Source organism: Mesorhizobium sp. PL10, assembly GCF_053714315.1.
On the sequence record NZ_JBSKBR010000008.1, the window covers coordinates 203,908 to 219,338 of the forward strand.

11 protein-coding genes are annotated in these 15,431 nt (G+C 63.9%); 2 read left to right on the forward strand and 9 right to left on the reverse strand.

The features are described from left to right. Positions 1–14: 14 nt before the first annotated feature. The 4 genes from lpdA to ACWGTO_RS15545 all read right to left on the reverse strand — a co-directional run bounded on the left by lpdA (position 15) and on the right by ACWGTO_RS15545 (position 5,201). Positions 15–1,403 carry a dihydrolipoyl dehydrogenase gene (lpdA, locus tag ACWGTO_RS15530; RefSeq protein ID WP_454575700.1) on the reverse strand — a complete coding sequence of 463 codons (1,389 nt, stop codon included), beginning with the start codon at positions 1,401–1,403 and terminating at the stop codon, positions 15–17. A 226-nt stretch (positions 1,404–1,629) separates the two neighbouring features. Next, positions 1,630–2,934, reverse strand: a complete 1,305-nt coding sequence (locus ACWGTO_RS15535; protein WP_454575701.1) for a dihydrolipoamide acetyltransferase family protein — start codon at positions 2,932–2,934, stop codon at positions 1,630–1,632. An 18-nt stretch (positions 2,935–2,952) separates the two neighbouring features. Then, complete coding sequence (locus ACWGTO_RS15540) at positions 2,953–3,966, reverse strand: alpha-ketoacid dehydrogenase subunit beta (protein WP_454575702.1); 1,014 nt, start codon at positions 3,964–3,966, stop codon at positions 2,953–2,955. A 2-nt stretch (positions 3,967–3,968) separates the two neighbouring features. Continuing rightward, the gene (locus ACWGTO_RS15545; RefSeq protein ID WP_454575703.1) at positions 3,969–5,201 is read right to left on the reverse strand and encodes a thiamine pyrophosphate-dependent enzyme; all 1,233 of its coding nucleotides are present in this window, start codon (positions 5,199–5,201) and stop codon (positions 3,969–3,971) included. A gap of 458 nt (positions 5,202–5,659) precedes the next feature. On the opposite strand from ACWGTO_RS15545, the gene holA reads away from it, so the two are divergent. Further along, on the forward strand, positions 5,660–6,703 hold the full coding sequence (gene holA, locus ACWGTO_RS15550; RefSeq protein WP_454575704.1) for a DNA polymerase III subunit delta: 1,044 nt from the start codon (positions 5,660–5,662) through the stop codon (positions 6,701–6,703). Positions 6,704–7,419: 716 nt separating this feature from the next. On the opposite strand, the gene ACWGTO_RS15555 is transcribed toward holA, so the two are convergent. The 5 genes from ACWGTO_RS15555 to mnmE form a co-directional block, all read right to left on the reverse strand. Then, on the reverse strand, positions 7,420–8,307 hold the full coding sequence (locus ACWGTO_RS15555) for a ParB/RepB/Spo0J family partition protein (protein WP_454575705.1): 888 nt from the start codon (positions 8,305–8,307) through the stop codon (positions 7,420–7,422). Between the two features lie 64 nt (positions 8,308–8,371). Beyond that, positions 8,372–9,169 carry a ParA family protein gene (locus ACWGTO_RS15560; protein ID WP_454575706.1) on the reverse strand — a complete coding sequence of 266 codons (798 nt, stop codon included), beginning with the start codon at positions 9,167–9,169 and terminating at the stop codon, positions 8,372–8,374. A 67-nt stretch (positions 9,170–9,236) separates the two neighbouring features. After that, positions 9,237–9,869 carry a 16S rRNA (guanine(527)-N(7))-methyltransferase RsmG gene (rsmG, locus tag ACWGTO_RS15565; protein ID WP_454575707.1) on the reverse strand — a complete coding sequence of 211 codons (633 nt, stop codon included), beginning with the start codon at positions 9,867–9,869 and terminating at the stop codon, positions 9,237–9,239. Beyond that, complete coding sequence (gene mnmG, locus ACWGTO_RS15570) at positions 9,866–11,740, reverse strand: tRNA uridine-5-carboxymethylaminomethyl(34) synthesis enzyme MnmG (protein ID WP_454575708.1); 1,875 nt, start codon at positions 11,738–11,740, stop codon at positions 9,866–9,868. Before mnmG ends, rsmG begins: the two co-directional genes overlap by 4 nt. 242 nt (positions 11,741–11,982) lie before the next feature. Next, positions 11,983–13,305: a tRNA uridine-5-carboxymethylaminomethyl(34) synthesis GTPase MnmE gene (gene mnmE, locus ACWGTO_RS15575; protein WP_454575709.1), complete on the reverse strand. Its 1,323-nt coding sequence runs from the start codon at positions 13,303–13,305 to the stop codon at positions 11,983–11,985. Positions 13,306–13,366: 61 nt separating this feature from the next. On the opposite strand from mnmE, the gene ACWGTO_RS15580 reads away from it, so the two are divergent. After that, positions 13,367–15,388, forward strand: coding sequence for a thioredoxin domain-containing protein (locus ACWGTO_RS15580; RefSeq protein ID WP_454575710.1), 2,022 nt, complete (start codon positions 13,367–13,369; stop codon positions 15,386–15,388). Positions 15,389–15,431: the final 43 nt, after the last annotated feature.

Genomic DNA, 15,431 nt, shown 5'->3' on the forward strand with positions numbered 1-15,431 from the left:
GAGATTATCCGCACTCAAATATGCAGCGCGTGGCCAAGCGCTTTCAGCGCCGCTTCCTGGAACCCCTCGCCCTGAGTCGGATGCGCGTGGATGGTGCCGGCGATGTCCTCCAGCCGCGCGCCCATTTCCAGCGCCAGGCCAAACGCCGCCGCCAGTTCCGACACGCCTTGCCCGACTGCCTGGATTCCGAGCACCAGATGATTGTCCGCGCGCGCCACGACGCGCACGAACCCGTCCTCGCCCAGTTTCGTCATCGCCCGGCCGTTGGCGGCGAAGGGGAACTGGCCGATCTTGATCTCGCCCAGCGCCTTCGCCTCTTCAGGCGTCAGCCCAGCCGTGACCAGTTCCGGATCGGTGAAGCAGATGGCCGGGATCGAGCGCTTGTCCCAGCTGCGTTTGTGGCCGGCGACGATCTCGGCCACCATTTCGCCCTGCGCCATCGCCCGGTGCGCCAGCATCGGCTCGCCGGTGACGTCGCCAATGGCATAGATGCCGCGCATCGAGGTGCGGCACTGGTCGTCGATCTTGATGAATTTTCCCGCCATGTCTAGGTCGATCTGGTCGAGGCCCCAGCCCTCGGTCACCGGCTTGCGGCCGACCGTGACCAGGATCTTGTCCGCGGAGACTTTCGCGCTCTTGCCGTCCGATGTCTCGACCAGCAGCGCATCGCCCTTGACCCCTTTGGCCTTGGCACCCGTCATGACTTCGACGCCGAGCTGGGCCAGCCGTTTCACGACAGGCCTTGTCAGTTCCGCATCATACTGCGCCAGCACGCGCGGCAAGGCTTCGACCACGGTCACCGCGGCGCCCATTTTGGCAAAGGCCATGCCGAGCTCCAGCCCGATATAGCCGCCGCCGACCACGGCGAGTTTCTCCGGTACCTCGCTGAGCGCCAGCGCCTCGGTCGACGAAATCACCGGTCCGCCAAACGGCAGGAACGGCAGCTCGACCGACGCCGAGCCGGTGGCGATCACCACTGTCTCGGCGCGGATGATCTGCGTGCCGGTCTCGGTCTCGACCGCGGCCGTCTTGCCGTCACGGAACGTCGCCCAGCCATAGACGGTCTTGACCTTGGCCTTCTTGAGCAAGCCGGCGACGCCACTGGTCAGCCGGCTAACAATGCCGTCCTTCCAGGCGACGGTCTTGCCGAGATCGAACTCCGGCGCGGCAACCGAAATGCCGAGCGGGCTGGTGCCGCCGGCCATATGCGAGACCGCCTCGAACTCTTCCGCCGCATGGATCATCGCCTTGGACGGGATGCAGCCGACATTGAGGCAGGTGCCGCCCGGTTTGCCGGCTTCGACGATGACCGTGTCGACACCGAGCTGACCCGCACGGATGGCGCAGACATAGCCGCCAGGCCCGGCGCCGATGACCAGCAGCTTGCAGGAGATTTCTTTCATGATGGCTGCTTTCTTTCGGTGAACGCTGCCCCGCGGCCTCTTCCTTCTCCCCCTGTGGGAGAAGGTGGATCGGCGCGCAGCGCCGAGACGGATGAGGGGTGCTCCAGGGAACGCCAACGTCTCACTCCGCTGGAACACCCCTCATCCGTCGCCTTCGGCGACACCTTCTCCCACAAGGGGAGAAGGGGGAGATCCATTTCGCGCGTCGCGATCAAGCCTATCCCCCTCAATCCACGAAAATCAGCGCCGGCGTTTCCAGCAGCGCCTTGATGCGCTGGATGAACACCGCCGCATCCCAGCCGTCGACGACCCGGTGGTCGAAGCTCGACGACAGGTTCATCATCTTGCGCGGGATGAACTGGGTGCCGTCCCAGACCGGCCGCACCATCATCTTGTTGACGCCGACGATCGCCACTTCCGGGTGATTGATGACCGGCGTTGTCGCCACACCGCCCATGGCGCCGAGCGAGGTGATGGTGATGGTCGATCCGGACAGCTCGTCGCGGCTCGCCGTGCCCGACTTCGCCGCCTCGGCCAGGCGGTTGAGTTCGATGGCGCAATCCCAGAGATCGCGCGCCTCGGCATGCTTGACCACCGGCACCACCAGTCCCGACGGCGTCTGCGCGGCAATGCCGATATGGACGCCGCCATGCTGGTGGATAATACCGGCCTCGTCGTCGAACAGCGCGTTGATGTTGGGCTGGTCGGCGATGGCCTTGACCATCGCCCGCATCAGGAACGGCAGCAGCGTCAGCTTCGGCCGCTCGACGCCCTTGCGCTTCTCCTTGTTGAGCGCGGCGCGCAGCTCTTCCAGTGCTGTGACGTCGATCTCCTCGACATAGGTGATGTGCGGGATGCGCGACTTGGCCAGCGACATCTTTTCGGCGATCTTGCGCCGCAGCCCGATGACCTTGATGTCCTCGACACTGTCGTTGCGGGCAAGCCCCGACGCCTTGGCGACCTGCGGACCGCGCGCCAGAAACGCCTCGATGTCCTCATGGCTGATGCGGCCGGCAGGACCGGTACCCGACACCTGGCGAAGATCGATGCCGGCTTCTTTTGCCCTGAGCCGGATGGCCGGCGACGCCAGGGGCTTTTCGCCCTCCGGGCGCTGCGCGCCGGAGGGCCGCTCCACATTTTTGGGCGCGGGCGTTGGTGCGGCCTTCGCCACATGCTCCGCCGGCTTCGGCTTCGCTACGGGAGCTGCTTCTGCCTTGGCCTCGGCCGGCTGCGCCGGCGCTTCGGCCTTCGCCGTCTGCCCGGCGGCATCGGGCCTCACGTTGCCCTCACCGGCCACCTTCAGCCGCACGATCGGCGAGCCTATCGCTACCGTGTCGCCGATCTCCGCACCCAGCCAAAGGATCTCGCCGTCGACCGGCGAGGGGATCTCCACGGTCGCCTTGTCGGTCATGACAGCGGCAAGCACCGAGTCCTCGCGGACGAGATCGCCGACCTTGACGTGCCATTCCACAAGTTCGGCCTCGGCGACACCTTCGCCGACATCGGGCAGCTTGATGATATGTTCACCCATCTTGAGCTCCCCCAATTCTTACGCTTGCAATGTTTCGAGAAGCGCGCGGCCGACACGGGCCGGCCCGGGGAAGTATTCCCATTCCTGCGCATGCGGATAGGGCGTGTCCCAACCGGTGACGCGCGCCACCGGCGCTTCGAGGTGGTAGAAGCAATTCTCCTGCACCAGCGCCGAAAGCTCGGCGCCGAAGCCGGAGGTCAGCGTCGCCTCGTGCACGACCACGCAGCGCCCGGTCTTCTTCACCGAGGCGACAATGGTGTCGAGGTCGAGCGGCAGCAGCGTCCGCAGATCGATGATCTCGGCATCGATGCCGGTCTCCTCGGCGGCCGCCTGGGCGACATAGACCATGGTGCCATAGGCAAGCACGGTGACGGCGGAGCCCTGACGGCGGATCGCCGCCTTGCCGAGCGGCACCGTATAATGGCCATCCGCGACCTCGCCCAGTTCATGCTTCGACCATGGCGTCACCGGCCGGTCGTGATGGCCGTCGAACGGGCCGTTGTAGAGCCGCTTCGGCTCCAAAAAAATCACCGGGTCGGGGTCCTCGATCGCCGCAATCAGCAACCCCTTGGCGTCATGCGGGTTGGACGGCACCACCGTCTTCAGTCCCGACACATGGGTGAACAAGGCTTCCGGACTCTGGCTGTGCGTCTGGCCGCCGAAAATGCCGCCACCGGTTGGCATCCTCACCACGATCGGGCAGGTGAAATCGCCATTCGAGCGGTAGCGCAGCCTTGCCGCTTCCTGGGTCAGCTGATCGTAGGCCGGGTACATGTAGTCGGCAAACTGAATTTCCACGCACGGCTTCAGCCCGTAGGCGGCCATGCCGATGGCCGAGCCGACAATGCCGGATTCGTTGATCGGTGCGTCGAAGCAGCGGCTCTTGCCGTATTTCGCCTGCAAGCCCGCCGTGACCCGGAAGACGCCGCCGAAAAAGCCGACATCCTCACCATAGACGATGACGCGTTCGTCACGCGCCATCGACACGTCCATGGCGTCGCGAATGGCCTCGATCATGGTGCGTCTGGGCATGGTCAGACTCCCGCCAGCTGGCGCTGACGCCTGAGATGCGGCGGCATCTCTGCGAACACGCCCTCGAACATTTCGCGCGTCGACGGTTTGCCGCCGGCATGCAGCGTGCCGTGGCTTTCGGCTTCCTTCTGCGCCGCGATCACCGTCTCCAGGATTTCGGCTTCCGCCTGCGCATGGCGCTCGTCCGACCAGACGCGTTTTTGGATGAGGTGGTTCTTCAGCCGGATAACCGGATCACCGAGCGGCCAGGCGTCGGATTCCGCCTTCGGCCGGTAGGCCGATGGATCGTCCGAGCTCGAATGCGCGCCGGCGCGGTAGGTGACATATTCGACTAGCGTCGGCCCGAGATTCTTCCGCGCCCGTTCGGCCGCCCATTTGGCGACGGCATGCACCGCGAGGTAGTCGTTGCCGTCGACGCGCAGCGCCGGAATGCCGAAGCCGAGGCCGCGCGCGGCAAAGGTGCCGGAGCCGCCGCGGGCGATGCCTTGAAACGTAGAGATCGCCCACTGGTTGTTGACAACGTTCAGGATCACCGGCGCCTTGTAGGTCGAGGCGAAAACAAGCGCGGAATGGAAATCGGACTCGGCGGTCGAACCATCGCCGATCCACGCCGCGGCAATGCGCGTGTCGTTCGAGATCGCCGAGGCCATCGCCCAGCCGACCGCCTGGATATACTGCGTCGCCAGATTGCCGGAGATCGAGAAGAAGCCGTGCTCCTTCGACGAATACATGATCGGCAGCTGCCGCCCTTTCAGCGGGTCGGCCTCGTTGGAATAGATCTGGTTCATCATCGTGACCATCGGATAGCCGTCGGCGATGAGCAGGCCTGCCTGCCGATAGGTCGGGAAGTTCATGTCGCCCGGGGCGAGCGCCTTGCGGAAGGCGCAGCTGACCGCCTCTTCGCCGAGATGCTGCATGTAGAAGGAGGTCTTGCCCTGGCGCTGCGCCATCTGCATGCGCGCATCGAAGGTCCTGAGCGTCATCATATGGCGCAGACCTTCGAGCAACTCCGCGTCGGTCAGCAGCCCGGCCCATGGCCCGACCGCCTCGCCGTCGCGGTTCAGCACGCGGATGATCGAGAACGCCATGTCGCGGATGGTGCGCGGATCGACATCGATCTCGGGGCGCGGCGCCGAGCCGGCCTTGGGGATGGGCACATTGGAGAAGTCGGGCGTCCCGCCCGGCCGCACTTCCGGCTCCGGCACATGAAACCGCAACATCCCAGCATCGGTCATGACCATGGTCCTCCCATTTGCCTGGCGCGATATTTGCACATCCGCGCCGCCGGCACAGCGCCAATTCGGTGAGCCCTGAGCGCGGCCGCTCCTCCGCATCGCCGGCCCTTGAAAGCCGACGTGCCACGCGGCGCCAAGATGCAGATATGGCGACGAAATTTCTTGTCGATGTTTTGGGGCGGCGCGCAATTAGGGACAAGATTACGCAGGGTTTTCCGCCACATAAGGCAATTGAGCGGTAGGAAGGCTCGCGCGGCCTTGCCTTCTCCCCTTGTGGGAGAAGGTGGATTGCCGCGAAGCGGCAAGACGGATGAGGGGTGTTCCAGGGACCGTCAGCGTTCCACTCCGCTGGAACACCCCTCATCCGACCGAGCTTCGCTCGGCCACCTTCCCCCACAAGGGGGGAAGGGAAGAACCGCTAGCTTCTCCGTTCCCTCTCCCCATGCTAACCACCCTCCATGGCGCAGAAAAAAGGATACGAAGTCGATTCGTGGCTGGCGAAGCCGGACGCGCGCTTCGCCATCGTCCTGCTTTACGGTCCCGACCGCGGCCTCGTCGCCGAACGGGCAAAAGCCTTTGCGAAAAGGACCGGCCTGCCGCTCGACGATCCCTTTTCGGTGGTCAGGCTCGATGGCGCGGAGGTCGACCGCGACCAGGGCCGGCTGCTTGACGAAGCGCGCACCGTGCCGATGTTTTCCGACCGCCGGCTGTTGTGGGTGCGCAATGCCAGCGGCCAGAAGGCGCTGGCCGACGACGTCAAGGCGCTGACGGCGGAGCCCGCGCACGACGCCATCATCCTGATCGAGGCCGGTGACCTCAAAAAGGGCACCGGGCTGCGCGCCCTTGTCGAGGCCGCCGACAACGCCATGGCGCTGCCCTGCTATGCCGACGTGGCCCGCGACATCGACACCGTCATCGACGACGAGTTGCGCAAGGCCGGCATGTCGATGACGCTCGACGCCCGCCAGGCGCTGCGCCGTAATCTCGGCGGCGACCGGCTGGCCTCGCGCGGCGAGATCGACAAGCTGCTGCTCTACGCCCACGGCCAGAAGGAGATCGGCCTCGACGACGTCAGGGCAATGTGCGGCGATGTCTCGGGCACCTCCTTCGACGACGCCGTCGATGCCGTGCTCGAAGGCAAGATCGGCGACTTCGACATTGCCTACACCCGGCACTGCCAGTCCGGCGGTCACCCCTTCCTGGTATTGTCATCCGCCATGCGGCAATTGCAGCAGATCCAGGTCATGCGCGGCCAGATGGACTCCGCCGGCCGCAATGCCGCCTCGGCCGTCGCCAGCGCCCGTCCCCCGGTTTTCTTCTCGCGACGCAAGCTCGTGGAGAAGGCACTTGAGCGTTGGAATGTAGAGGCGCTGAGCCGCGCGCTGAACCGCTTGCAGACGGCGGTGCTGCAGACCCGCAAACGGCCGGACCTGTCCGAAGCGCTGGCCCGCCAGGCGCTGCTTGGCATTGCGGTGGAAAGTGCGAGGCTGGGACAGCGGTAGAGGCGGTTGGCTAATCCCGACGCTTCGTCATCCTCGGGCTTGACCCGAGGATCCATTCCGTGACCTTCAACGCAGATGCGGCCGTGAAGAATTCTGTAATCGTAGCAACGCCTTAGCGTCACGGCATGGATTCTAGGGTCTGCGCGCGTCGCTTCGCTCCTTGCTTCGCCCTAGAATGACGACAGAGATGATGGCATCCCTTTCGCCCCCCTCTGCCCTGCCGGGCACCTTCCCCACGAAGGGAAGATATCAGCAGCTTCGCTGCTTTCACCACCAGTGCGTAGCGGCCGGCCCTTAGCTGTGGTAGTTTAGTGGCATGAAGTATCCCGCAAAAGATCTAGCGACCTGGGCAGGATTTTGCGCGGGCTGTTTGGTTTACCCTGCCATAGGGGCCACCCTTATGTATTATACCTCGCCCAATCTGAAGGTGGACTGGTGGGGGTTGTTTTGGGCGGCGCTATAGGCGTGTTTATAAGCAACGGCTTCATCGTCCCGGCCATTCGCCAACGCATAGCAAAGCGCCGGGAACCGGTCGACCCTTCGTAGCGGCCCGATAACTCGCATCGCTGACTGATCGGCCAGGTCCGTGCGTTCCCGTCAGAAGCTCGGCCAGTCGACGTGCTGTCTCTCGTGTTTATCACCGATATATCAGCGCAAAAACCTGAGCTTAAGCCAGAACATCATTTGCTGGCTAAATATAGTGGCGTCTCAATCGCCTAGCGCTCGTCCTTCAACCGCCGGCACAACTCATCCAGCTGCTCCAGGCTGCGGTAATTCACGCGGATCGCGCCGCCCTTGCCCTTGTGTTCGATGGTCACGATCATGCCGATCGTATCCGTCATCAGCTTTTCCAGCGCCAGCGTATCGGCGTCCTTGTCGGCTGCGCCTTGCGCCGGCTTGGCCTTGGGCGGCGCGCCGGCCGCCGGCATCTGCGCCAGCGCTTCGGCCTGGCGTACCGAAAGCCCCTCTTCGACGATCTGCTTGGCAAGCCCGGCCGGGTCCTGAGCCGTCACCAGCGTGCGGGCGTGGCCGGCGGACAGCGCACCGTCGACCAGCATGTCGCGGATGACGTCGGGCAGCTTGAGCAGCCTGAGCGTGTTGGCGACATGGCTGCGGCTTTTGCCGATGACATTGCCGAGGTCGGCCTGCGTGTAGCCATGATCGTCGATCAGCTGCTGGTAACCCAGCGCTTCCTCGACCGGATTGAGGTCCGTGCGCTGGACGTTCTCGATGATCGCCAGTTCGAGCGCCGTGCGGTCGTTGACGTCGCGCACGATAATCGGGATTTCGGTCAGACCGGCGCGCTGCGCCGCGCGCCAGCGCCGTTCGCCGGCGATGATCTCGTAGCGGCCGGCCTGGGTCGGCGATGGCCGCGCCACCACCGGCTGCACCACGCCATGCTCGCGGATCGACTGGGCGAGGTCGGTCAGGTCGGAATCGCCAAAGTGCCGTCGCGGGTTTTTCGGGTTCGGGCTGAGGAACTCGATCGGCACCTTGCCGTCGGCGTTTGCGGACGGCTTTTCCGGCGCCACGGGGCGATCGATCTCGCCGATCAGCGCCGCGAGGCCGCGGCCCAGTCTCTTTCTCGAAAGGTCTTCGCTCATTCTTAATTCCAGGGCTTTGAATCGTTTCGGTATCGAATCGGCTTGGTACTTCAGTCAAGCCTAATCAAGCGGCGCGCAATTTGCGCTCGCGGCGGATCACTTCGGATGCCAGTTGCAGATAGGCCTGGCTGCCTGAGCATTTGAGATCGTAGAGGATCGCCGGCTTGCCGTAGGACGGCGCCTCCGACACCCGAACATTGCGCGGGATGATGGTCTCGTAGACCTTGTCGCCCATATGCGCCCGTACATCCTGCACCACCTGGTTCGCGAGATTGTTGCGGCCGTCATACATGGTCAGCACGATGCCCTGGATGATCAGCTCCGGATTGATCGTTCGGCGCACCTGCTCGACCGTTTCCAGCAATTGGCTGAGGCCTTCCAGGGCGAAGAACTCGCATTGCAGCGGCACAAGAACAGAATCGGCTGCCGCCATTGAATTCAAAGTCAAAAGGTTGAGCGATGGCGGGCAGTCGATCAGCACATAACCGAAGGGCGCACCGCGTTCGGTCGCGGCGCGCAAAGCATTGCGCAGCTTGAGCACCCGGTCGGGCGCCGATGCGATCTCCATCTCGATGCCGAGCAGGTCGAGCGTCGACGGCACGATCGACAGGCCGGGCACCGCCGTCGGTATCGCCGCCGCTTCCAGACCCAGCTCGCCGGTCAGCACGTCATAGGACGATACGGTGCGGTCCTTGCGGTCGATGCCGAGGCCCGTCGAGGCATTGCCTTGCGGATCGAGATCGACGATCAGCACCTTTTCGCCGATGGCGGCCAGCGCCGTGGCCAGATTGATGGCGGTGGTGGTCTTGCCGACGCCGCCCTTCTGGTTGGCGACAGTGATGATGCGGGGTCCGGTTTTCATGGGTCTATGCCAAATATTCATTTCGCGGGTCGCCAAAAGGGTCGTCAAAGCGGTTGCGAAGGGAAGCTTACGCGGCCCGCAGATCGGTCACTTCGAGGATGACGCCATGGGCGTCGGTCATGCTCGGATGTTCTACCAGATCGAAGGCCCAGCGGTGAGTGCTTTCTTCCACTTCGGCACGGTAATCCCGGCCTTTGTGGAACAGCGCGCGCGACCCTTTGGTCAGCCATGGCGCCGACAGATCGAGCAGCGCGGGTAACGCGGCGAGTGCTCTCGCGGTGACGATTTCCGGTGAGGAAACAAGCGCATAGCTGTCGTCGATGCGCCGAGCAACGACCCGAGCCGGCAAACCGAACTGGCCGATGACAGCTTGCAGGAACGACGCTTTCTTGCGGTTGCTCTCGACCAGGTCGATCGACGCGCCGTCACGTTCGACCAGCAGGAAAGCCAGCACCAGGCCGGGGAAACCACCGCCTGAACCGAGATCGGCCCAGCGTTTTGCCTCGGGAGCGATTCGCGCCAGCTGGGCGCTGTCCAGAATATGACGGCCCCAGACATCGTCCAGCGTCGACGGTGCGGCCAGGTTGATGCTGCGGTTCCATTTCAGGAACAGCTGTTCGAACGCCACCAGGCGCTCGAATGTTTCACGTGAAACCGGTCCTGCGGCCTCTTGCAGGCTCGTCCATGAGGCTGCGCTCACGCAACGGCCCTTTGCGCTGCCGATTCGACATTGCGGACATGCGCGACGATGATCGCCAGCGCCGCCGGGGTCATGCCTTCCATGCGCTGGGCATCGGCAATCGAGCGCGGCTGGCGCGTCCGCATCTTCTGCTTCAGCTCATTGGAGAGGCCAGGAACATCGGCAAAATCGACCGAGGCAGGGATCAGCCGACTTTCCTCATGGCGGATCTGGGCGACATCGGCCTGCTGCCGATCTAGATAGACCGAATATTTCGCTTCCGTTTCGAGCCGCTCAGCGGTTTTGGCGCCGATGGCGCCGAATGCCGGCGCGACCCGCATCAGCCAGGCGATATCGACGCCGGGATAGGCCAGCAACTCATAGGCGGATCGGCGCACGCCATCCCTGTTGACCTCAAGCCCATGCCGCGCCGCTTCATTCGGCGTCATCGTCGTGGCAGTCGCCAGCCCGCGCGCCTTATCAAGATCCTCAGTAACTTGGTTGAACCGAAGCGTCCGCTCAGGCGAGGCGATGCCCAGCCGTATTGCCAGCGGCGTCAGCCGCTCGTCGGCATTGTCGGCCCGCAACGACAGCCGGAACTCGGCCCGCGACGTAAACATGCGGTAAGGCTCAGTGATACCGCGGCTGTTGAGGTCATCGACCATCACGCCGATATAAGCCTCGGTCCTGCTAAGCACGATTTGCTCGCCGGCCGACGCCTTGCGCGCGGCATTCAGCCCGGCGAGCAGACCTTGCGCGCCGGCTTCTTCATAACCGGTGGTGCCATTGATCTGACCGGCCAGGAAAAGGCCTGCGATGCGCCTGGTTTCCAGCGTCGGCTCGAGTTCGCGCGGATCGACGTGGTCGTATTCGATGGCATAGCCCGGCTGCAGCATGGTCGCGCGCTCGAGGCCGGGGATTGTCTTCAGAATGTCGAGTTGCACATCCTCGGGCAGGGAGGTCGAAATGCCGTTGGGGTAGACGGTGTCGTCGTCGAGGCCTTCCGGCTCGAGGAAGATCTGATGGCCCTCGCGATCCCCGAACTTCACGATCTTGTCTTCGATCGATGGGCAATAGCGCGGCCCGACGCCTTCGATAGAGCCGGAATACATGGCCGAGCGGCCGAGATTCGAGCGGATCAGTGCGTGCGTCGCCGGCGTCGTGCGTGTGATGCCGCATTGGATCTGCGGATTCTTGATCGTGTCGGTTAGCAGCGAAAATGGAACCGGATCCTCATCCGCAGCCTGGCTTTCCAGCGACGCCCAGTCGATGGTGCGGCCATCGAGCCGCGGCGGCGTCCCGGTCTTCAGTCGTCCCAATGAAAAGCCGGCGCGGCTCATCGTTGCCGAGAGACCGAGGCTCGCCTGTTCGTTCATGCGCCCGGCGACGATCTTCTTCTCGCCAATATGGATGAGCCCGCGCAAAAAGGTGCCTGTGGTCAGCACGACGGCGCCACAGGCCAGTCGCCGTCCGCCGGCCAGCAGCACAGCGGCAATCCGTCCTTCCGCGATCTCGAAATCTAGGACTTCGCCCTCAACGACATCGAGATCGTTCTGCTGCCGAATCGCTTCCTGCATGGCCTGCCGATAGAGCTTGCGATCAGCCTGCGTGCGCGGCCCGCGCACGGCCGGGCCCTTGCGGCGATTGAGCAGGCGGAACTGGATGCCTGCCGCGTCGGCGACCCGGCCCATCAGCCCGTCCATGGCGTCGATCTCGCGCACCAGATGGCCTTTGCCGAGCCCGCCGATCGCCGGATTGCAGGACATGACGCCGATCGTGTCGAAGCGCAGCGTGACCAACGCCGTCCTGGCGCCGGCACGCGCGGCAGCGCTCGCCGCCTCGCACCCGGCATGGCCGCCGCCCACCACAACCACATCATAGTGATCGATCATTTTGTGTTCCAGTTTCAGAGATTGCCCGACACATGTCCCCGGGAGCCGGCGCTGTCAAGGATGGAAGGCGATTCGTATCACGTGGGACTGATGGAGATTGCCCGGTAGCAGTGTTTCACGTGAATCAAGGCGGGTAGCGGCAGCGCCGCGCTGACCTGCGGCCCCGATCCGTTTCACGTGAAACAGGGATCGGTCAGTGTTTCACGTGAATCGCGGTCCACCGCTGCAGCGTTTCACGTGAGTCACTTCCCGATACAAAACTGCGAGAAGATCACGTCGAGCAAGTCCTCAACATCGACGGCGCCGACGATGCGGCCTAGCCGGTCCGCGGCAAGGCGTAGCTCCTCGGCCCGCAGTTCCTGACCGCTCTCTGCTCCGGACAAGGCCGAAGCCAGGTAAAGCTTCGTTTCCTTTAGCAGCTCCACATGCCGTAGCCGTGACGGCAGAATGTCTCCGGCATCGCCAATCGCGGCAGCGGCGCGCCCGCCAATCTCGGCCACCAGTTCAGCCAGCCCGGTGCCTTCCACCGTCGATATCAACGCGTCATAGGTGGCCAACGGCCGTTGGCCCTTCAGCAGATCAACCTTGGTGCCAATCCGCAAAGCGGGGATGTCGGCTGGTATCTCGCCGACAGCGGTCGGGCTCGCCAGATCTTCCAGTAGCAACATCAGGTCCGCCGTATGCGCCTTGGCCCGCGCCTTCTCGATGCCAATCGCCTCGACCTTTCCCGGCGCCTCGCGCAGCCCGGCCGTGTCCGTGATCCGGACCCGCAACCCGTTAAGGTCCAGCACCACCTCGAGCAGATCGCGCGTCGTGCCGGGTTCATCGGTGACGATCGCCGCCTCGCGCCGCGCCAGCGCGTTGAACAGGCTGGACTTGCCGGCATTCGGTGCCCCGAGAATCACGACCTCGAAACCGTCACGGATGATTTCGGCGGCATGGAATCCGTCGATATGCCGGCCGATCTCGCCAATCATCGCTTTGACATCCGACCAGACCGTGTCCGAAACCGACCCCGGCACGTCGTCCTCGTCGGCAAAGTCGATTTCCGCCTCGATCATCGCCCGCGCATGGATCAGTCGCCGACGCCAGCCAAGATAAAGCGCGCTCTGCACGCCCTCCGCATTCTGCACCGCAAAGCGGCGTTGCGCCTCCGTTTCAGCATTGACCAGGTCGGCCAGCGCCTCGGTCTCGACCAAATCCAGCTTCCCGTTGAGAAAGGCGCGCCGCGTGAATTCGCCCGGCTCGGCATGGCGCACACCATCCAAGCCGGCGATCGTCTCCAGCATCTTGCCGGCAACGGCGCGGCCGCCATGGACATGGAATTCGGCGACATCGTCACCGGTAAAACTCTTCGGCCCCGGAAAAAACAGCACCAGGCCGTTGTCGATCAGCGATCCGTCGGCAGCCCGAAGCCTGCGCAAGGTGGCAGCACGGTCCTTAACCATGCTTCCGGCAATCGTTTCGACTACGAATCGAGTCTTCGGCCCGGAAATACGGATGACGGCGATGCCGGCGGGCAGCCGACCGCTGGACAGCGCTACAATCGAATCGCCTGAAATCATTTGCCCGCTCTTCTGAACAGCCCTAGCTTGAAAACATCACCCGCCAAACCGAGCGCCCACAGTGACCTTGCCTGCGCAAAACCTGCTTGCCGACGAAGCCAGCCCCTATCTGCAGCAGCACAGCGGCAATCCGGTGCATTGGCGGGCCTGGTCGCCGGCGGCATTGGCCGAAGCCAAGGCGTTGCAGCGGCCGATCCTGCTTTCGGTCGGCTATGCCGCTTGCCACTGGTGCCATGTCATGGCGCATGAAAGCTTTGAGAACGACAGCGTCGCCGACGTCATGAACCGGCTGTTCGTCAATATCAAGGTCGATCGTGAGGAGCGGCCGGACATCGACCAGATCTATATGGCTGCCCTGTCGTCGATGGGTGAGCAGGGCGGCTGGCCGCTGACCATGTTCCTCAACCCCGACGGCAAACCGTTCTGGGGCGGAACCTATTTTCCACGCGAGGCGCGTTATGGCCGCCCTGGCTTCATCCAGGTGATGGAAGCCGTCGACAAAGCCTGGCGCGACAAGCGGGAAAGTCTCGACCAGAGCGCCGACGGCCTGACCGGCCATGTCGAGGCGCGGCTGGCCGGCGTCCACGCCAAGGCCGCGCTCGACAAGGAAACACTCAGCGATCTCGCCGCCCGCATCGACGGCATGATCGACAGGGATCTCGGCGGCCTGCGCGGCGCACCGAAGTTTCCGAACGCGCCCTTCATGTCCACGCTGTGGCTGTCCTGGCTGCGCGACGGCGTCCCGTCGCATCGCGACGCCGTTCTCGTCAGCCTGGAAAAGATGCTGGCCGGCGGCATCTACGACCATGTCGGTGGCGGGCTCAGCCGCTATTCCACCGATGCCGAATGGCTGGTGCCGCATTTCGAAAAGATGCTCTATGACAATGCCCAGCTGATCCGCCTGTGTAACTGGGCCTTTGCCGCGACCGGCAATGATTTGTTCCGGATACGAATCGAAGACACCGTCGCCTGGCTGTTACGCGAAATGCGCGTCAACGGCGATGCCTTCGCCGCCAGCCTCGATGCCGACAGCGACGGCGAGGAGGGGCTGTTCTACACCTGGAACCGGCAAGAGATCGAAGCCGTGCTCGGCGATGATTCAACCTTGTTTTTCAACTACTTCACGCTTTCCGCGCCACATGGCTGGGAAGGCAAGCCGATCATCCATCAGACCGACGCGCAGCAAAACCAAACTGTGCCTGATCGGGAGGTACTGCTCCCGCTGAAGGAAAAGCTGCTGGCGGCACGAGAGCAGCGCGTCCGCCCGGGCAGGGACGGCAAGGCGCTGACCGACTGGAACGGATTGATGATCACGGCGCTCGCCGAGGCCGGCCGGGCACTGAACCGACCCGACTGGATCGACGCGGCGGCAAAGGCCTTCAGCCATGTCGCCGAGGCTGGCCAAGACGGACGCCTGCCGCACTCCATGCTCGGCGCCAAGAAACTGTTTCCGGCACTGTCCAGCGACTATGCCGCGATGACCAATGCAGCGATTGCGCTATTCGAAGCCACGGGCGATTCGGGCTACATCGAGCAAGCAACAGAATTCATCGACCAGCTGGATCGCTGGCATCGGGATAGCGACAGCACCGGCTACTATCTGACGGCATCCGACAGCACCGACGTGCCGATCCGCATCCGCGGCGATGTCGACGAGGCGATTTCTTCCGCCACCAGCCAGATCATCGAAGCGCTCGTTCGGTTGGCTTCGGTCACCGGCGATCTCGATCTGCAGGAGAGAGCATGGCGGGTCGCCGAACACGCCATGGGTCGGGCAGGGCACCAGTCCTATGGCCAGGCCGGCATCGTCAACGCCTGCGCGCTGGCGCTTGAACCGCTGAAGCTCGTATTGGTCGATACCCCAGAGGATCCAAACCTCGTTCCGGTTGCGAATCGGAATCCTGACCCACGCCGCGTCGATATTGTCGTAGCAATTGGAACGGAAGCGAATCGACCGACATTGCCGGGTGGAGTCCTGCCGCCGACCGACAGACCGGGGGCCTGGCTGTGCACCGGCCAGCTTTGCCTTCCGGTCATTGCCAGCGCCGAAGAGCTCGAACGCCATTTGCGCCCGGCAGGTTAAGTTTCCGGAAAGCCCGCTTGGTTGAGGCTGATTGGTTCGGTTG